This is a genomic window from Pseudomonas trivialis (assembly GCF_036864995.1).
GTDB lineage: Bacteria > Pseudomonadota > Gammaproteobacteria > Pseudomonadales > Pseudomonadaceae > Aquipseudomonas > Aquipseudomonas trivialis.
In genome coordinates this window covers 2,195,861-2,215,389 of sequence record NZ_CP142151.1, presented here as the reverse complement: position 1 = coordinate 2,215,389, position 19,529 = coordinate 2,195,861, and the positions used below count along the sequence as shown (strand labels likewise).

General features: G+C 63.0%; 13 protein-coding genes and 2 riboswitches. Of the genes, 5 read left to right on the top strand and 8 right to left on the bottom strand.

What is annotated here, in order from left to right; all coding sequences use genetic code 11:
* Positions 1 to 165 precede the first annotated feature (165 nt).
* From VRB54_RS09940 to VRB54_RS09920, 5 genes are all read right to left on the bottom strand, one after another.
* The gene (locus VRB54_RS09940; RefSeq protein ID WP_338481082.1) at positions 166 to 819 is read right to left on the bottom strand and encodes a vWA domain-containing protein; all 654 of its coding nucleotides are present in this window, start codon (positions 817 to 819) and stop codon (positions 166 to 168) included.
* A 2-nt stretch (positions 820 to 821) separates the two neighbouring features.
* Positions 822 to 1,820 carry an ATP-binding protein gene (locus VRB54_RS09935; RefSeq protein ID WP_338480627.1) on the bottom strand — a complete coding sequence of 333 codons (999 nt, stop codon included), beginning with the start codon at positions 1,818 to 1,820 and terminating at the stop codon, positions 822 to 824.
* 44 nt (positions 1,821 to 1,864) lie between these two features.
* On the bottom strand, positions 1,865 to 5,626 hold the full coding sequence (cobN, locus tag VRB54_RS09930) for a cobaltochelatase subunit CobN (RefSeq protein WP_338480625.1): 3,762 nt from the start codon (positions 5,624 to 5,626) through the stop codon (positions 1,865 to 1,867).
* A gap of 3 nt (positions 5,627 to 5,629) precedes the next feature.
* Positions 5,630 to 6,691, bottom strand: coding sequence for a cobalamin biosynthesis protein CobW (gene cobW / locus VRB54_RS09925; protein ID WP_338480623.1), 1,062 nt, complete (start codon positions 6,689 to 6,691; stop codon positions 5,630 to 5,632).
* 93 nt (positions 6,692 to 6,784) lie between these two features.
* Positions 6,785 to 6,984: riboswitch (cobalamin riboswitch) on the bottom strand.
* A gap of 51 nt (positions 6,985 to 7,035) precedes the next feature.
* Entirely contained in the window at positions 7,036 to 8,538 is a 1,503-nt protein-coding gene (locus VRB54_RS09920) for a M10 family metallopeptidase C-terminal domain-containing protein (RefSeq protein ID WP_338480622.1), read from the bottom strand.
* A gap of 69 nt (positions 8,539 to 8,607) precedes the next feature.
* A riboswitch (cobalamin riboswitch) is annotated at positions 8,608 to 8,822 on the top strand.
* Between the two features lie 94 nt (positions 8,823 to 8,916).
* Here VRB54_RS09920 and VRB54_RS09915 point away from each other — a divergent pair.
* The 4 genes from VRB54_RS09915 to cobM all read left to right on the top strand — a co-directional run bounded on the left by VRB54_RS09915 (position 8,917) and on the right by cobM (position 11,014).
* A complete protein-coding gene (locus VRB54_RS09915; protein WP_338480621.1) occupies positions 8,917 to 9,105 on the top strand; it encodes a CbtB domain-containing protein in 189 nt (62 codons plus the stop codon).
* Between the two features lie 11 nt (positions 9,106 to 9,116).
* Positions 9,117 to 9,809 carry a CbtA family protein gene (locus tag VRB54_RS09910; protein WP_338480619.1) on the top strand — a complete coding sequence of 231 codons (693 nt, stop codon included), beginning with the start codon at positions 9,117 to 9,119 and terminating at the stop codon, positions 9,807 to 9,809.
* Positions 9,806 to 10,198, top strand: a complete 393-nt coding sequence (locus VRB54_RS09905) for a cobalamin biosynthesis protein (protein WP_338480618.1) — start codon at positions 9,806 to 9,808, stop codon at positions 10,196 to 10,198. Before VRB54_RS09910 ends, VRB54_RS09905 begins: the two co-directional genes overlap by 4 nt.
* A 69-nt stretch (positions 10,199 to 10,267) precedes the next feature.
* The gene (cobM, locus tag VRB54_RS09900) at positions 10,268 to 11,014 is read left to right on the top strand and encodes a precorrin-4 C(11)-methyltransferase (RefSeq protein WP_338480616.1); all 747 of its coding nucleotides are present in this window, start codon (positions 10,268 to 10,270) and stop codon (positions 11,012 to 11,014) included.
* 146 nt (positions 11,015 to 11,160) lie between these two features.
* Here the strand turns inward: cobM and nfuA are convergent, their stop codons facing one another.
* Together nfuA and VRB54_RS09890 are read right to left on the bottom strand one after the other, a co-directional pair.
* The gene (gene nfuA, locus VRB54_RS09895) at positions 11,161 to 11,745 is read right to left on the bottom strand and encodes a Fe-S biogenesis protein NfuA (RefSeq protein ID WP_003190728.1); all 585 of its coding nucleotides are present in this window, start codon (positions 11,743 to 11,745) and stop codon (positions 11,161 to 11,163) included.
* 100 nt (positions 11,746 to 11,845) lie between these two features.
* On the bottom strand, positions 11,846 to 14,137 hold the full coding sequence (locus VRB54_RS09890; RefSeq protein ID WP_338480614.1) for a fatty acid cis/trans isomerase: 2,292 nt from the start codon (positions 14,135 to 14,137) through the stop codon (positions 11,846 to 11,848).
* 165 nt (positions 14,138 to 14,302) lie between these two features.
* Between VRB54_RS09890 and metH the strand changes: the two genes are divergently transcribed.
* Positions 14,303 to 18,013, top strand: a complete 3,711-nt coding sequence (gene metH, locus VRB54_RS09885) for a methionine synthase (protein ID WP_338480613.1) — start codon at positions 14,303 to 14,305, stop codon at positions 18,011 to 18,013.
* 36 nt (positions 18,014 to 18,049) lie between these two features.
* Here metH and VRB54_RS09880 read toward each other — a convergent pair whose 3' ends face one another.
* A complete protein-coding gene (locus tag VRB54_RS09880; RefSeq protein ID WP_338480612.1) occupies positions 18,050 to 19,117 on the bottom strand; it encodes an ABC transporter substrate-binding protein in 1,068 nt (355 codons plus the stop codon).
* Between the last annotated feature and the right edge of the window lie 412 nt (positions 19,118 to 19,529).

The following is a 19,529-nucleotide window of genomic DNA, read 5'->3' as shown; positions in this document are numbered from 1 at the left end:
TCGCCGTTACCGCAGAAACGGACATGTACACCGAAAATCGCCTTCGCGGGCAAGCCCGCTCCCACAGGGGGACCTGCGCTTAACTGCCTGCATTAGGGCAAGCCCCGCACCCACAGGACCCGCTCGCCACAGGTTGAAACGGCTTACACAGGATGCTCTGCAGCGCTACCTGGCATCGATATGCTGATAATCCAGGTTCAATCCGTCTGCCAGCTGTTGCGCCCTTCCCAGCCGGATCGGGCCGCGTTCGATATCCACCAGCAGGCCCGGGCAGTCGAGTTGGGGCAGTTGATCGATGGCCTTGAGTCGGCCATCCGTGATGATCAACAGGCGTTGCTGCTCAGTGGGATGACGTTTGCGCCGCACCTGCAGCCACTGCGCGGCCTCGCTCAACGCCGCGAGCAAGGGCGTGCCGCCGCCGGCGCCCAGTTGCGCCAGCCAGTCTGCCAGGCCCTTGGCGGCTTTCAGGCCTTGAACCTGCCACTGCGGCGATGACCCGCTGGCGGTCAGCAAGGCCATGCGCGCCCGTTGCCGGTAAGCGTCATCGAACAGCTGCGCGAGCAGGCCCTTGGCATCGGTCAGTGCGCTGTGCCGCCGAGTGGAGGCCGAGGCGTCGACGATCACCAGCCACAGCTCATGGGCCGCACGATTGCGCTGCTGGAAGCGTAAATCCTCACGCGAGTGTGGGCGCCCGCCGAGCAAGGTGCCCGGCCAGTTGACGGTGCCCTGCTCTGCGTCGCGCGCCTTGCCGTGCCTGCCGCTGGTGACTCTGCCCGCTCGGGGCCGTGCATCCGCCCCCCGGTCAGGTCGAGGGCGGATGCCTAGGGCTTTTTTGGCCAGGCGGGCACTTCCCGGCGCGCGCCGGTGGGCAGTGCCGGTGCGGGCAGGTCGCCCCACTGGCCCTGGCCCGGCGAGGTGTCGGACGGCTGCGCAGACTGGCCTTGATCGGGCGGGCTCGCCGGCGGGGATTGCTCCTGGCGGCGATGACGCAAGGCAAATTCGGCCACGGCCTGGATGTCTTCCTCGGCGATGGCATCAGCGCCGCGCCAGGCTGCATGGGCACGGGCGCCGCGCAGCCAGACCAGGTCGGCGCGCAGGCCGTCGACACCGGCGGCAAAGCAGCGCTCGGTAATTTGCGTCAGCGCCTCGTCATCCAGGGCAATACGCTCAAGCCGCGCACGCGCCTGGGTGCAACGCGCGCGCAAGGCGGCCTGAGGCTCGGCCCATTGCGCGCAGAAGGCAGCGGGGTCGCTGTCGAAATCCAGGCGGCGGCGGATGATCTGCCCACGCTCGGCCGGCAAGGTGTAGCCGCTCAACGCCACGTTGAACCCGAAGCGGTCGAGCAACTGCGGGCGCAACTCACCCTCCTCCGGGTTCATGGTGCCGATCAACACGAAGCGCGCCGCATGCCGGTGGGAAATGCCGTCGCGCTCGACCAGGTTGGTGCCGCTGGCGGCAACGTCCAGCAGCAGGTCGACCAGATGGTCGGGCAGCAGGTTGACTTCATCCACATACAGCACACCGCCATCGGCCTTGACCAACACGCCGGGGGAAAACTGCGCGCGGCCTTCGCCCAGCGCCGCGTCAAGGTCGAGGGTGCCGACCAGCCGCTCTTCGGTGGCGCCCAGGGGCAAGGTGACGAACTGCCCGCTGGCGAGCAGGTCCGCCAGGCCACGGGCCAGGGTCGACTTGGCCATGCCGCGCGGGCCTTCGATCAGCACACCGCCGATCTTCGGATCGATGGCAGCCAGGCACAGCGCCAGTTTCAGCTCGTCGGCGCCGACGACGGCGGACAGCGGGAAATGTGGAATATCGGTCATACCGGTTCTCTTTAAATTCTGCCACTTATTGTGGCGATCGCTCATCAGCTGTCTTCTTCTATATCGAGCAACAGGTTTTCCAGCGCTTCACGGTAGGCGCCCGGCGCTTGCCACTGGCCGCGCTGCTGGGCTTCGAGCATGCGTTCGGTCATGTCACGCAACGCCGCCGGGTTGTGCTGTTGCACGAAGGCGCGGGTGTCCGGGTCGAGCAGGTAGGCGTCGGCGAGCAAGGCGTATTGGTGATCGTCGATCAGCTCGGTGGTGGCGTCGAAGGCGAACAGGTTGTCCACGGTCGCGGCCATCTCGAACGCGCCTTTATAGCCATGGCGCTTCACGCCGTCGATCCACTTGGGGTTGGCTGCACGGGAGCGAATCACCCGGTTGAGTTCTTCCTTCAGCGTCCGTATTTTCGGCAGGTCCGGCTGGCTGTGGTCGCCATGGTAGCTGGCGGCCTTGTCGCCGCTCAGGGTTTCCACGGCGGCGAGCATGCCGCCCTGGAATTGGTAGTAGTCGTTGGAATCGAGCAGGTCGTGCTCGCGATTGTCCTGGTTCTGCACCACCGCCTGCACTTGGCTCAAGCGCCGCGCGAAAGGCTCGCGGGCCTCGGTGCCTTCATCGGCACCGCCGTAGGCGTAGCCGCCCCAATTGAGGTAGACCTCGGCCAGGTCCTCGCGGCTCTGCCACAGGCGCCCGTCAATGGCGCCCTGCACACCGGCACCGTAAGCGCCCGGTTTGGCGCCGAAGATGCGCCAGCCCGCCTGTTTTGCCGCCGCGTCTTCGTCCAGGCCGGCCATGCGCAGAGCCTCGCGCTCACTGCGCACCTTGGCCGCCAGCGGGTTCATGTCATCCGGCTCATCCAGCGCCGCCACCGCCTGCACCGCCGCATCGAACAGGCGGATCAGGTTGGCGAAGGCGTCGCGGAAGAACCCGGACACGCGCAGCGTCACGTCCACGCGCGGGCGGTCGAGCAGGCTGATCGGCAGGATCTCGAAATCGTCCACGCGCTGACTGCCGGTGGCCCACACCGGACGCACGCCCATCAACGCCATGGCCTGGGCGATGTCATCGCCGCCGGTGCGCATGGTGGCGGTGCCCCACACCGACAGGCCGAGCTGGCGCAGGTGGTCGCCGTGGTCCTGCAAGTGCCGCTCAAGGATCAGGTTGGCCGACTGGAAACCGATGCGCCAGGCGGTGGTGGTCGGCAGGTTGCGTACGTCCACGCTGAAAAAGTTGCGCCCGGTGGGCAGCACGTCGAGACGCCCACGGCTCGGCGCACCACTTGGCCCCGCCGGCACGAAGCGGCCACTCAAGGCATCCAGCAAACCGCGCATTTCCGCCGGGCCACAGGCGTCCAGGCGCGGCGCGACGATAATGCGCAAATGCTCGATCACCGCTTTCACGTCCTCCCAGCCTGGCGCCTCAAGCTGCTCCAGCGGGCCTTCGAGCGCCTGCTCGATCAAGCGCGCCGCGTACAGCTCCAGACGTTCGCGGGTGTCACCGGCGGTGCGCCAACGCTGTGGATCGATGCGCTGCAACACGTCGGGGCGCGGGCCGCTCCACGGCTCGGCCAACGCGCAGTCCAGCGGGTCGAAACCCAGCGCGAATGCCTTGGCCAACACGCGCAGCAGACTCGATTGCGCGCCGCGACCGTCGTCACGCGGAATGCGCAGCAACGCCAGCAACGTGTCGATGCGCAGGCGGCCTTGGGGCGACTCACCAAAGATATGCAGGCCGTCGCGGATCTGCGACTCCTTGAGATCGCACAGGTAGGTGTCAAGGCGCGGCAGCCACACGGCCGCCTCGGCGTCGCTGTCCAGCGCCAGCTCCTGGTCGATCCGGGTTTCGCGCACCAGCGCGAGGATGTCCTTTTGCAGCGCCAGCGCGCGCCGCGGGTCGAGCAACTGCGCTTCGTAATACTCGTCCGCCAGCAGCTCGAGGTTGCGCAACGGGCCGTAGGTTTCGGCGCGGGTCAGCGGCGGCATCAGGTGGTCGATGATCACCGCCTGGGTCCGCCGCTTGGCCTGGGCGCCCTCACCCGGATCGTTGACGATGAATGGATAGATATTCGGCAACGGCCCGAGCAATGCGTCCGGCCAGCAGTTTTCCGACAGGCCCACGCCCTTGCCCGGCAGCCATTCGAGGTTGCCGTGCTTGCCGACGTGAATCACGCCGTGAGCGCCATAGGTGTGGCGCAGCCAGAAGTAGAACGCCAGGTAACCGTGGGGCGGCACCAGATCGGGGTCGTGGTACACGGCGCTGGCGTCCACCTGATAACCCCGCGCCGGCTGGATGCCGACGAAGGTCAGGCCCAGGCGTAACCCGGCGATCATCAGGCGGCCATCGCGGCACATCGGATCATTCTGCGGCGCGCCCCAGCGCTCAAGCACCGCCTGCTGATTGGCGGCGGGCAGGCGCGCAAACATCGCCGCGTAGTCGTCCAGGCCCAGGCTCTGGTGGCAGGGCCGCAGGTCGAGGCTGTCGAGGTCGTTGGTGACGCCGCCGAGCAACTCGTGGATCAACGCCGTGCCGCTTTCCGGCAACGCGTCCGGCAGCGGATAACCTTCGGCCTGCAGGGCACGCAGGATATTCAGCGCGGCGGCCGGAGTGTCCAGGCCCACGCCATTGCCGATGCGGCCGTCGCGGGTCGGGTAGTTGGCGAGGATCAGCGCGATGCGTTTGTCGCCGTTGGGCACCCGCGCCAGTTCGACCCAGCGTCGCGCCAGCTCGGCGACGAAGTCCATGCGCTCGGGCGCGGCGCGGTAGCACACCACGTCCGACTGGCTGCGCTCGCTGCGCCAGGCCAGGTCCTTGAAGCTGATGGGCCTGCTGATGATGCGCCCGTCCAGCTCCGGCAAGGCGATATGCATCGCCAGGTCGCGCGGGCCGAGACCCTGTGCGCTGGCTTCCCAGCCGGGCTGGTTGTCTTGCGCGCAGATCGCCTGGATCACCGGGATATTGCGACGAAACGGGCGCAGATGCGGTGCTTCGGGGCTGGACTGGGCAAATCCGGTGGTGTTGAGGATCACCGCCGCCTGTACTTCGTCGAGCAGGTCCTCGACCACCGCGAGGCAGCCGGGCTCTTTGAGGCTGGCCACCGCCATCGGCAGCGGGTTGAGGCCCGCCGCCTGCAAGCGTTGACAGAACACGTCGATAAAACCGGTGTTGGCCGCCTGCAAATGCGAGCGGTAGAACAGTACCGCTGCGACCGGCAGATCAGCGCGCCACGCTGCCTGCCAGTCCTGCAGCGCGGCATTGGCGTTATGCGGGTGATAAATGGCAGTCCGCGGCAGGGTCTGCGGCTCGGCCCACCCATAGTCGCGGCCCAGGTATCCCGAAGCCAGGCAGCGATAGAAATTCAGTGCATTGCCCAAACCGCCCTGGCGCAGGAAGTGCCACAGACGGTCGCGCTCCTGCACTCCGACGGTGCTCAGGCTGCCCAGCTCCGGGTCCGGGCGGTCGCACCCCGGCACCAGAATCAGCTGCACGCCGCGCTCGGCCAATGCCACCAGGCGCTCGACGCCATAGCGCCAATAGCCGATGCCGCCATGCAGCGAGATCAGGATCACCTTGGCGTGGCGCAGCACCTGGTCCACGTAGAGGTCGACCGAGGCGTGGTTCTGCACCTGCATCGGGTTGGCCAGGCGCAGGCTGGGGTAGTCGTCGGGCAACTGCCGGGCCGCTTCGGCCAGCAGTGCCAGGCTCGAGTCGCCGCTGCACAGGATCACCAGTTCAGCGGGGGTCTGTCCAAGGTCGGCAATATTGTCGTCCGAGACGAAACCACCGGGCTGGGTCCTTAGCAGGTGCATGGATTAAACGCTGAGCGCGGCGCGCAGTTGCGCTTCGAGGCCAACGGCGTCCAGTTCCTGGCCAATCAGCACGAGGCGCGTGATGCGCGCTTCGTCGGCACCCCAGGCGCGGTCGAAGTGCTTGTCAAAGCGGGTACCCACGCCCTGGATCAGCAGGCGCATAGGTTTGTTGGGAATGGCGGCAAAACCCTTGATACGCAGGATGCCGTGCTGCACCACCAACTGGGTCAGGGCGTCGAGCAGCAGGGCTTCGTCGGCTTGCGGCAGGTCGATGGAGATGGAGTCGAAGGCGTCGTGATCGTGGTCGTCTTCACCTTCGTGGTGCGCATCGTGATGGCTGTGGCGCGCGTCGATGTGTTCTTCGGAGCCGGCGCCCAGGCCGATCAGTACGTCCAACGGCACACGGCCGCTGCTGGCTTCGATGACCTTGACCGCCGGCGGCAGCTCTTCGGCGACTTCCAGACGCACGCGGGCCAGGTCTTCGGGGCTGATCAGGTCGGCCTTGTTGAGGATCACCAGGTCGGCGCTGGCCAGTTGGTCGGCGAACAGTTCGTGCAGCGGCGATTCGTGATCCAGGTTCGGGTCGAGCTTGCGCTGGGCATCGACCTGGTCCGGGAAGGCGGCAAAGGTGCCGGCGGCCACGGCCGGGCTGTCGACCACGGTGATTACCGCGTCCACGGTGCAGGCGCTGCGGATTTCCGGCCATTGGAAGGCCTGCACCAAGGGTTTTGGCAGGGCCAGGCCCGAGGTTTCAATAAGGATATGGTCAAGGTCGCCGCGACGGGCAACCAGTTCGCGCATCACCGGGAAGAACTCTTCCTGCACGGTGCAGCACAGGCAGCCGTTGGCCAGTTCATACACGCGGCCGTTGGCTTCTTCCTCGGTGCAACCGATGGAGCACTGTTTGAGGATTTCACCGTCGATGCCCAGCTCGCCGAACTCGTTGACGATCACCGCAATGCGGCGGCCCTGGGCGTTGTCGAGCATGTGGCGCAACAGGGTGGTCTTGCCCGAGCCGAGGAAGCCGGTGACGATGGTGACGGGAAGTTTGGCCAGTGTTTTCATCGGATGCCCTTTGGGGCGGGCATACGGGACGAGTGGCCCTGCGACGGCGCGCAGCAGCGGATTTCGTCACCGGATCACCCCGCCCGGTTTAATTGGAAAATCGGTTGCGAGGCAGGTCTCCTGGCTTGGGGCTTGCGGGTCTTGCGACCGGCGCCAACTGCGCCTTCCCGCCGGATCGGCAGTGGCGTGGCAGTCAGCAGAACCCTTCACAGTTGCGGGGGCAGCCGCGGCTTGAACCGCGTTCCCTTCTTAGCTTCGGCCTGGGCCGAAGAACCTCGAACCCGCAAGGCTACGCAGTGCATGGCAAGCGGTCAATGTCGGAAACCCGGGACCCGCACGCCGATCTACACATAGCGATGTTTGATGGGCACATCCGTCACGATGTCGGCGAGCGCGATGCGCCCCTGGCTTTCAACGTAGAAATCAATTTCGCCATTGCCTGTCAGGTCAAGCACCAGCCACGACTCGTTTTTTTGCGGATCGTAGCCCAGCCCCGCCTCCCCTGGTCGGCCGGAAAGCCGGTTGACGAAAGTGAGGTCGTGGAGGCCATGCTTGCGCAGCAATCCGGAAATATCGATTTTATCCTGGCCGGTGACGAAGTCCGTCAACAGGTCGGTGCTGCGTAACGTCGAATCGGTGGCGGTGTCGTACACGAAGGTATCGCGGCCTGCGCCGCCCTGCAGACGATCGGCGCCGCCACCGCCTTCAAGCCGGTTGTCGGCGGCGTTGCCGGTCAACACATCGTTGCCGGAACCGCCGATAGCGTTCTCCACGGTAACGTCCCTGGCGATGGAGACATTGCCCTTCTTCCCGCCGACATTGGAGAAGGTTTCAGCATTCAGATTGATCACCTGATTCTGGTAATAGCCGGAGAAATCCAGCGTATCGTTACCGCCGCCGTCCCAGACGCAGAAAACGGCGCCGTCCCGCGGGGATACCAGTGAAAGATCGTCTCGCCGGGTATTGGAATTGAAGCCGTAGGTGGTATCCGTGTTACGGGTCTTGTAATTGGCGCCGTAGGCCTTTTGGGCCCAGGCAATGTCAGTCATCAACGGTGCCGAGGCGTACTCGCCCTGGTGATCATGATCCGTATTGCTCGCTTCGAAATAGCTCATGACCGAGTAGGCCCGGCTGTCCTCTGCAAAAACGGCATGCTCTGTGTAGTTGCTCGGGCCCCGCGACGCGTCGTAGTCACCGGTATGGGCAGCGCCCAGCAAGTGGCCGATTTCGTGGGTCAGCGTTTGGCGCCCATAGCCGTTTACGGAGGGCGCGCGATTGACCCAGTGGCTTGAGTTCAGGCGCACCCGCCCAGAAGTTTCGGAAAACATGGCATCGGCAAAGGTTGTCTCCGAGCTATTGACGAAACGTAACAGGGCCTCGGGCGCAACGGCGTCTTCCTCGAACTCGATATTTGCAATATCAGACCAGGACTGCATTGAAAGACGGGCCTGTTCCTGTTGCGTTTTATTGAACCTGGTTTCCACCGGATCAATGTCGCGGAACGTATAACCCACGCGCAGTAACTTATCGCCATTAAGATCCTGCAATCTGCGCTGCCTTCGATCAATCTGGTCTGCAGCTTGGCGGGTGGCCCAGGACGGTTTGCTGGAAACCGCATGATAATGCGCCTTGCCCTGCGGGCCAGCGGATTCAGCACTCGGGTTTATAATATGTTGATTAACAATTGGCGCATTAAAACTGGCACGAGATATAACAGACATAAAAAACCTTATTAACTTAATGGACGACATAAACTTCAGCGCGACCACCTTCCAATAACCAACACTAAAAAAGAAGTGCGCCAGGCCCATAAAACAATTGAAAATATTACTTGGCAAAAACGCCATTACGTCGCGCCCTCGACGAATATTCGTTATTGCCCGCCTCAATTGACGCCCCGGTCATACTCGTGTTTTCCTGTACATCTTGTTTCGGGTGCCCTTCACAGGGTGAAACGGGAAACCGGTGAGTCATGGCCTGCGATACCAGGGTATGACGAGTCCGGTGCTGCCCCCGCAACGGTAAGCGAGTGAAGCGTCAGATCCACTGTGCCAGCAGGCATGGGAAGGCGATGCTTTTTGACCCAGCGTCCCTCGCAAGCCCGGAGACCGGCCCGAAAATCAGATAACAAACCCGCGGTGGGCGGGCGCTGTTCAAACCCCGCGTGCCCCGCTCGCGGGGTTTTCATGCGCTCGTTTCGCCCAGACACTTGATAGGGACGCGCCATGTCGATCATCAGCAGCACCTCACCCGCCGCCAGCCACACCGCCACCCTGAGCCAACGCCTCACCGCCGCCATTGGCGCGTCGATCCTCGGCGCATGCCTGGTGTATTTCGCCGGGTTCTCGCATATCGAGGCGGTGCACAACGCTGCCCACGATACTCGCCACAGCGCCGCATTCCCGTGCCACTGAGGCCTGCCGACATGATCAAGCGTATTGCGCAAACCGCCGGCTTTACCGGCCTGCTGGCCGCCCTGCTGCTGACTCTGCTGCAAAGCTTCTGGGTCGCCCCGTTGATTCTGCAGGCCGAAACCTTCGAGAAAGCGCCAGCTGCAACCGAGGTGGCGCATGAGCGCACTGCCCATAGCCACGACGCCGAAGCCTGGGAGCCGGAAGATGGCTGGCAGCGTGTGCTGTCCACCACCGGCGGCAACCTGGTGGTGGCAGTGGGTTTCGCGCTGATGTTGGCCGGTCTCTACACCCTGCGCGCCCCAACCCGCACGGCCCAGGGACTGTTGTGGGGCCTGGCCGGGTACGCGACGTTTGTGCTGGCGCCCACCCTGGGCCTGCCGCCCGAATTGCCGGGCACTGCCGCCGCCGACCTTGCACTGCGCCAGACCTGGTGGATCGGTACCGCCGCCTCCACGGCTGCGGGTATTGCGCTGATCGTGTTCGGCCGCAACTGGCTGCTTAAGATTCTCGGCGTGGCGATCCTTGCAGTGCCCCATGTGATCGGTGCGCCGCAGCCCGAAGTGCATGCAATGCTGGCCCCGGAGGCCCTCGAGGCGCAGTTCAAGATCGCGTCGCAATTGACCAACATCGCATTCTGGCTGGCTCTGGGCCTGATCAGCGCCTGGCTGTTCCGGCGCAACCGCGACGGTCAATACTCGGCATGATTCTGGCGGTAGGCCTGGGTTGTCAGCGCGGTTGTGATGTTTACACCCTGCTGGCTCTGCTTGACGGCGCCCTTGCCGAGACGGGTATCGAGCGCCAGCGTGTCACCGCGCTGGCCAGCATCGATCGCAAACAGGATGAGCCTGGGCTGATCGCTCTGGCCCAGCGGCTGCAATTGCCATTGCAGTGTTTCAGCGCTGCGCAATTGGCGATTTATGAGGATCGCCTGAGCCACAAATCAGCCGTCGCCTTTGCCCACACCGGTTGCCATGGCATTGCCGAAAGTGCCGCCCTCGCCCTGGCAGAACAGCTGTCGGGCGCCCCTGCCCGCCTGTTGATCAGCCGCAGAAACAACGCCAGGGCAACCTTTGCATTGGCCTGCGCCGGCTGAAACCTCGATAATCACCCTCCTTGATCATGAGCAGTCTTCATGCTCGTCCCATTTCCAACAGGAACTCCCATGACCGTCTACTTTATCGGTGCAGGCCCCGGCGACCCGGAATTGATCACCGTCAAGGGCCAGCGGTTGATCCGCAGTTGCCCGGTGATCATCTACGCCGGCTCGCTGGTACCGGCGGCGGTACTGGAGGGGCATCAGGCACATCAGGTGGTCAACAGCGCCGAACTGCACCTGGAACAGATCATCGCGTTGATCGAGGTCGCCCACGCCAGCGGCCAGGATGTGGCCCGCGTGCACTCCGGCGATCCAAGCCTGTACGGGGCGATTGGCGAACAGATCCGTCATTTGCGCAAGCTGGGCATTCCGTTCCAGATCATCCCGGGCGTCACGGCGGTAGCCGCCTGCGCCGCGCTGCTGGAAACCGAACTGACCCTGCCGGACATCGCCCAGAGCGTGATCCTGACCCGCTACGCCGACAAGACCCGCATGCCGGACGGCGAAGACTTCGACAGCCTGGCGCGCCATGGCACCACAATGGCGATTCATCTGGGGGTCAATCACCTGGAGAAGATCGTTGCCGAACTGCTGCCGCACTATGGCGCCGACTGTCCGATTGCTGTGGTGCACCGGGCAACGTGGCCGGATCAGGACTGGGTAGCGGGCACGCTCAGTGATATTGCCGGAAAAGTCGCAGCCAAGGGCTTTCGGCGTACGGCGTTGATCGTGGTGGGCAGGGTGCTGGCCAGTGACAGTTTTGGTGATTCGTCGCTGTATCGCGCGGGTCATGCTCACCTCTACCGTCCTTGAATGAACGCGGGGCAAAACGGTGGGAGGGAGCAAGCCCACTCCCCTATTTGATCTGATTGATTGGATAGCAGGTGTAAGCTTCTGAATTCAAGGCATAAAAAACGGCGCTCACGGGCGCCGTTTTTTGTTTGCAGTGAACACCTTACTCAGTAGTAGGCGTTTTCTTTCTGCGTGTGGTCGGTCACGTCGCGAACGCCCTTGAGCTCCGGAATGCGCTCAAGCAAGGTGCGCTCAATGCCTTCGCGCAGGGTCACGTCCGCCTGGCCGCAACCTTGGCAGCCGCCGCCGAACTTGAGAACGGCGATACCGTCATCGACCACGTCGATCAGGCTGACCTGGCCGCCGTGGCTGGCCAGCCCCGGGTTGATCTCGGTTTGCAGGTAGTAATTGATGCGCTCATTGACCGGGCTGTCGGCGTTGACGTTCGGCACCTTGGCGTTGGGTGCCTTGATCGTCAACTGGCCGCCCATGCGGTCGGTGGCGTAGTCGACCACGGCATCGTCCAGGAAGGCTTCGCTGAAGGCGTCGATGTAGGCGGTGAAGCTTTTGAGCCCCAGCGCGGTGTCTTCAGGTTTCTCTTCGCCAGGCTTGCAGTAGGCAATGCACGTCTCGGCGTACTGGGTACCGGGCTGGGTGATGAAGACGCGGATGCCGATACCCGGGGTGTTCTGCTTGGACAGCAGGTCAGCCAGGTAATCGTGGGCGGCGTCGGTAATGGTTATGGCAGTCATGGAAACTCCTCACAGGCTTGGGGGGAGTTTACGCCAAATTATTACGCAGGTACAAAGTCCGAGTGTTTTTGTCGGGATAGTGACAAGGCAATCGGCACGCTCACAGATTCTCATAGCGGTTCATGTCCAATACGCCTTCTTCCACCGGCGTGGTTTCGCGCAGGTACTGCGACAAATCGTGAAAATACTGCCAGAACTGCGGATGACTGCGGCGCACGCCCCAGTGGTCGACGATTTTTTCAAAGCCTGCGGCATCCGTGACCTGCTCCAGTTCAGCCACGAACTCGGGTACTTCACGAGCCTTGAGCGCGAACATGAAGTTCGGGTAGCTGCTGAGTACGCCTGGATAAACGGTCAAGGTGTCCAGGCCTGGCTGATAGCGGTAGGCCTCGCCCAGCAAAAACGCCACGTTGCTGTGGGCGCGGTTGCGCAAAAGGCTGTAGACCTGGTGCCTGCCGCTGGCCGTTTCGACAAGCAGCATCGTCGCTTCGGGCAATTGCTCGATGACCTTGAGCCCGGCGGCCGGGCGCGAGGTAACGCGGCTCAGCGCCTGTTCCGCATCCTGCAACGCAGGCTCAATGCCATCGCGCGAACAATAGGCGCCCGAACAGCGGTTGATCGGGTCGGGATTGGCATTCAACGCGGCATAACGCGTGAGCAACTGCCGGGCAAAATCTCGTTTCGGGTGTTTTTCATCCAGGTGCAGGCCGGTGGGCTTGTCGTCATCAATGGCCTCGTAATCCAGCCACATCTTGAGCTTGCCACTGTTCTGATACCAATCGTCGAGGAAATCCTCACGGCTATCGGCTGGCATCAGGCGCAAGAAATTCTGCTCGGCGCCATTGCGGATCAGGTCGAAATACAGTCGGGTCTGGGCCTGGTGTGCCACGTTGCCGAACACATCGAAATTTACGGCCAACTGGTAATAGGTGCGCTCAAGCAACGGGTAATCGAACAGCCACATCGTCTGCGGCACTTCACCGATCAGGCCTTTGGTCACCGACGCGCTGTCGAAGTGGCGGAAGATGCTCAGCAAGGCATTGTCATTGCCAGCCCACAGGGTCGACCACCCCGGCGGCGGCAGGTCGGCGTAGCTGTCCCGGCGTAACGCTTCGTAGCGGTTGCGCCTGTCGCGGTAACTCAGCCACAACCCCAGCACGCTGCCCACATCGTCGTTCTGCCCCGGCATCGCCAGCAGCGGCGTGGCCTGCCCGCGATAACGCGCATCGGTGATATACAGATCATGGTCGGGGTCCTGGAACAGTGTCCAGAAGTTGTCGCGGATCACGTCCGTGGCGATCTGCCCACGGCATACCGGCCCGCGAATGAAAGTGCGCACGAAGTATTCGGCGTTATCGAGCATGAACTGGTAGCGCGCCCTGGCCGGGATGGCTTCGAAGGTTTCGAAGGGGTTGGCACGGCGACCGGGGCCGTAGCCCGGCAGTGCGGTCACTTGCCAATCACCGGCATAGAAAAGTTGCTTGATGCGCGCCATCTTCGCCGCGCTGAACGGGTAAGTGATATGGGTTTTATGCACGATCACCCCCTGCACCGGCCACAGGCGGTAGTACACCCGGGTGCCGGGGTCATCGTTCGGGCGGCGCGTGGCGATCAGGTCGATGGGCTGCCCGCTTGGCGTACGCGAGCGCACCCACTGGAAGAAATGCCTCGGCTCGCCGTTCTGGAAATAGATATGTGCCAGATACAGATGTTCAAACAGCCAACGGGCCACCAGACTTTCGCGGGCACCGGGCTGATTGAACAGGTTTTCCCACTGCTGAACCTGCAGCGCCTCCCTGGCACTCGGCGCCAGGCCTTGCTCGTCAATCGGCGCGCCGGACGCCAGCCAACGCTGCAGCGTCTGGTATTGCTGGTCGGTCAGGCCGGTCACCGCCAGCGGCATGCCTTCTTTGGGGTGGGCACCTGCATAGGCGTTGAACTCGGCTGGGGTTGCGCACATGTTTGCGCGATTCAGGCCCAGAGCAATCTCGTCGGGCAGCTTGGCGTTGGCTTGCAGCGGCGCGTTGTGCCCCAGCTCCAGCATGCGCGCCATCAGCGCCGCCTGGCTGCCCTGAGCGTCCAGCACCGAATAAAAGCCCTTCTGCTGCCAGGCCTGTTTACCGAATGCGTCGTAGAACAAACGCGTGCTCGGCGCCGCCTGGCTGCGCTCGCCGTCATACACCGGCATTTTACTTGCGCCCCGCGCTGCGCCCTCGGCACTGCCCAGGTTAAGCTGGCACGCTGAGTCATAGCAGGCATGGCAGGCCACGCATTTCTCGGTAAAAATCGGTTGAATGTCGCGGGTGTAGGAGATCGCTGCGGCGGGACCTTCTGCGTAAGCGCTGCCGGCGATCAAGGCCAGGGCGGCGCTGACGATAAAACGAAGTGACATGTATCCGGTCCCGATTCAATGCGTGCGATATGAAGTGCCAGCGATTCTACCGGGCCAGCCGCCGCACCAACATGAACGATATTCATGAAAAACCGCACATGCTCAAAATCGGCACAGGTTTGCTATGATTCACGCCCTCCGTAATGCCTGACCCAGAGTAGTCCCATGTCCGATCGTAGCGCTCGCCTGCAAGCCCTTCACCAAGCCCTCAAGGACCGTATCCTGATCCTCGACGGCGGCATGGGCACGATGATCCAGAGCTACAAGCTCGAAGAGCAGGATTATCGCGGCAAGCGCTTCGCCGACTGGCCGAGCGACGTCAAGGGTAACAACGACCTGCTGGTGATTACCCGCCCGGACGTGATCGGCGGTATCGAAAAGGCCTACCTGGACGCCGGCGCCGACATTCTGGAAACCAATACCTTCAACGCCACGCGCATCTCCATGGCCGACTACGGCATGGAAGAACTGGCCTATGAACTGAACGTGGAAGGCGCACGCCTGGCGCGCCAGGTGGCCGACGCCAAGACCCTGGAAAACCCGGCCAAGCCGCGCTTCGTCGCCGGCGTGCTCGGCCCTACCAGCCGCACCTGCTCGCTGTCGCCGGACGTGAACAACCCCGGCTATCGCAACGTAACCTTCGATGAGTTGGTGGAAAACTACACCGAGGCTACCAAAGGCCTGATCGAAGGCGGCGCCGACCTGATCCTGATCGAGACCATCTTCGACACCCTCAACGCCAAGGCTGCGATCTTCGCCGTGCAGGGTGTGTTCGAGGAACTGGATGTCGAACTGCCGATCATGATTTCCGGCACCATCACCGACGCCTCCGGCCGCACCCTCTCGGGCCAGACCACCGAAGCGTTCTGGAACTCCGTGGCCCACGCCAAACCGATTTCCGTGGGCCTGAACTGCGCCCTCGGTGCCAGCGACCTGCGCCCTTACCTGGAAGAGCTGTCGAACAAGGCCAACACCCATGTGTCCGCGCACCCCAATGCCGGCCTGCCCAACGAATTCGGCGAGTACGATGAACTGCCATCGGAAACGGCCAAGGTCATCGAAGAGTTCGCCCAAAGTGGCTTCCTCAATATCGTCGGCGGCTGCTGCGGCACCACGCCTGGCCACATTGAAGCCATCGCCAACGCGGTGGCCGGCTATGCACCGCGTGCGATCCCGGACATTCCCAAAGCCTGCCGACTGTCGGGGCTGGAGCCGTTCACCATTGATCGCAGCTCGCTGTTCGTCAACGTCGGCGAGCGCACCAACATCACCGGTTCCGCGCGCTTTGCCCGGCTGATCCGTGAAGACAACTACACCGAAGCCCTGGAAGTTGCCCTGCAGCAGGTGGAAGCCGGCGCGCAGGTGATCGACATCAACATGGACGAGGGCATGCTCGATTCGAAGAAGGCCATGGTGACCTTCCTCAATCTGATTGCCGGCGAGCCGGACATCTCCCGCGTGCCGATCATGATCGACTCCTCCAAGTGGGAAGTGATCGAAGCCGGCCTCAAGTGCATCCAGGGCAAGGGCATCGTCAACTCCATCAGCATGAAGGAAGGCGTGGAGCAGTTCATTCATCACGCCAAACTGTGCAAGCGCTATGGCGCCGCCGTGGTGGTGATGGCCTTCGACGAAGCCGGCCAGGCCGACACCGAAGCGCGCAAGAAGGAAATCTGCAAACGCTCCTACGACATTCTGGTGAATGAAGTCGGCTTCCCGCCGGAAGACATCATCTTCGACCCGAACATCTTCGCGGTCGCCACCGGTATCGAAGAGCACAACAACTATGCCGTCGATTTCATCAACGCCTGTGCGTACATCCGCGACGAGCTGCCGTATGCGCTGACCTCCGGCGGCGTGTCCAACGTGTCGTTCTCGTTCCGTGGCAACAACCCGGTGCGCGAGGCGATCCACTCGGTGTTCCTGCTGTATGCGATCCGCAACGGCCTGACCATGGGTATCGTCAACGCCGGTCAACTGGAGATTTACGACCAGATTCCCGCCGAGTTGCGCGATGCCGTGGAAGACGTGGTGCTCAACCGCACCCCGGAAGGCACCGACGCCCTGCTCGCCATCGCCGACAAGTACAAGGGCGACGGCAGCGTCAAGGAAGCCGAGACCGAGGAATGGCGCGGCTGGCCGGTGAACAAGCGCCTGGAGCACGCGCTGGTCAAAGGCATCACCACCCACATCGTTGAAGACACCGAAGAATCGCGCCAGTCGTTCGCGCGCCCGATCGAAGTGATCGAAGGCCCGCTGATGTCCGGCATGAACATCGTCGGTGACCTGTTCGGCGCCGGCAAGATGTTCCTGCCCCAGGTGGTGAAGTCCGCCCGCGTGATGAAACAGGCCGTGGCGCATTTGATTCCGTTCATCGAGCTGGAAAAAGGCGACAAGCCGGAAGCCAAGGGCAAGATCCTGATGGCCACGGTCAAGGGTGACGTGCATGACATCGGCAAGAACATTGTCGGCGTGGTGCTCGGTTGCAATGGCTATGACATCGTGGACCTGGGTGTGATGGTGCCTGCGGAAAAAATCCTGCAGGTGGCCAAGGAACAGAAGTGCGACATCATCGGCCTCTCCGGCCTGATCACGCCGTCCCTGGATGAAATGGTGCACGTGGCCCGTGAGATGCAGCGCCAGGACTTCCACCTGCCCTTGATGATCGGCGGCGCGACCACCTCCAAGGCGCACACGGCGGTGAAAATCGAGCCCAAGTACAGCAACGACGCGGTGATCTACGTCACCGACGCCTCGCGCGCCGTGGGTGTGGCCACGCAGTTGCTGTCCAAGGAACTGAAGGCTGGTTTTGTCGAAAAAACCCGCCTGGAATACATCGACGTACGCGAGCGCACCGCCAACCGCAGTGCGCGCACCGAGCGCCTGAGCTATCCGGCCGCCATCGCCAAGAAGCCGCAGTTCGACTGGAGCAGCTACACCCCGGTGGTGCCGACCTTTACTGGCGCCAGGGTGCTGGACAACATCGACCTCAACGTGCTGGCCGACTATATCGACTGGACGCCGTTCTTTATTTCCTGGGATCTGGCCGGCAAATTCCCGCGTATCCTCACCGATGAAGTGGTGGGCGAAGCCGCGACCGCGCTGTATGCCGATGCCCGGGAAATGCTCAGGAAGCTTATCGACGAAAAACTCATCAGTGCCCGCGCGGTGTTCGGTTTCTGGCCGGCCAACCAGGTGCAGGACGACGACCTGGAAGTCTACGGCGACGACGGCCAGCCGATTGCGCGGCTGCACCACCTGCGCCAGCAAATCATCAAGACCGACGGCAAGCCGAACTTCTCTCTGGCCGACTTTGTGGCGCCCAAGGCCAGCGGTGTAACCGACTATATCGGCGGCTTCATCACCACCGCCGGCATCGGCGCCGAGGAAGTGGCCAAGGCGTATCAGGACGCGGGCGACGACTACAACTCGATCATGGTCAAGGCCCTGGCCGACCGTCTGGCCGAAGCCTGCGCCGAGTGGCTGCACCAGCAGGTGCGTAAAGAGCATTGGGGTTATGCCAGGGACGAAGCGCTGGACAACGAAGCGTTGATCAAGGAGCAGTACAGCGGCATCCGCCCTGCCCCAGGCTACCCGGCGTGCCCGGACCACACCGAGAAAGCCCAGTTGTTCCAGTTGCTGGACCCCGAAGCCCGCGAAATGCATGCCGGTCGCAGCGGCGTGTTCCTCACCGAGCACTACGCGATGTTCCCGGCGGCAGCGGTCAGCGGCTGGTACTTTGCCCACCCGCAGGCCCAGTACTTTGCCGTCGGCAAGGTCGACAAGGATCAGGTAAACAGCTACACCGCGCGCAAGGGCCAGGACCTGGCCGTGACCGAGCGCTGGCTGGCGCCGAACCTGGGTTATGACAACTAGGCTTGTCGGGGCGGTCGTGCTGCTAGCAACCGGCGTTTAACGCAGCAGCAGTTGCAGGCTGAACGGGTAACGGTAGGACGCGGGCTTGCCCACCGCCGACAACGCGCGAAAGTCCACGGCCGTCGGCGGCCCCAGTAAACGCCGGGCCTGGTTGGCATCGATCAATTGGAACAGGGCTGCCTGGCGATCGCGGCCGCCGTGGGCGTCGAGGTCCACGCCCTTGGCGTGATCATTGATCAACACCATGGCCCAGCCTCCCAGCGTGAAATGCCCGGCCACCAGGGTGGTCAGCCGTCCGTCCAGCCGCGCCTGCAGAATTTCCGGCGAGCTGTTAACGGCACTGAAGAGCACATCCTTGCCCGGCGTTCGCCCGCCCGCTTGCACCGCCTGCATCGCGCCCAGCGCCATCTCATCGTTGGCAGCCCACACCAATGCCGTCTGCGGGTTGCGCTTGAACAGCTGCGTGGCCTGCTCAAAGGCCCGCTGGCGGTTCCATTCGCCATAGACCAGTTGGCGCAGACGCACTTCGGGATGCTCGGCCAGGGCGCGTTGCAGGCCGCGCTCACGCAACTGCGCAGCCGGGGTGGTCTTGCTGCCGGAGAATGCCAGCAGGTCGATGGATGCCCCGGGCGCCACCGGGCCGTACTGGCGCAGCAGGTCGATGAGCATCAGGTAACCAGCCTGCTCGTCATCGGCCACCAGGCTGGCGATCCAGTCGGGATGCTGGTGTGTACCCAGCAACTGAGCCTGATCGGCCGTCAGTGCGTTGTTCACGATCAGCAACTTGACCCCGCTGCCCTCGGCCATGCGCAGGATCTGCGGGGCGATGTACTGCTCATTCACCAGTACCAGGTAATCGGGCCGCGCACTGCCCTGCAGCGCTTCACGGGCCTGGGCCAAGGTAGTGTCGGAAACGCGCTCGGAATAGCGCACGCGCAAATCCAGGCCGAGGTCAGTAGCGGCAGCCTGCATGAATTGCGCGTAGTTGACCCAGAACGCTTCCGTCGACATGCCCGGGTTGAGAAATACGACGGACGACGCCTGGGCCATCGCCGCGCACGTCGATCCGAGCAGCCACACACACGCAATCAGAACCTTCAACATGGTTGTCCAAGCCTTGAATATTGACCGCCATCATAGTGGCAATACGACAGGCAATCGAGACGCCAGCGAAAAGGCCGTTATGGATGCCCAACCCAGAAAAGCGCTGTGCCCACCACCAGCACAACCAGGAACAGAATGGCCCAGGCATCCACGGTAATGCCGGGTTTACGGGCTTTTGTAGAATTGCTCATCGCATCGCCTCTTGTCGGTTTTATAGGTGATTGCATCAAGACTCGAGCACAGTAAAGTTCATGCTTGCCCATATGACAAATGTGGGTATCGCGATAACGGTTCGCATTAGTCATTTTGGTTATTTGCATATACTCAAACATCACTTTTGCGCATAAACGCAACCTGTTATCGTGCGCCGGCTCCGTTGGGAGTGCGCGGCCGTGCGCGCAGATTTGCCGAG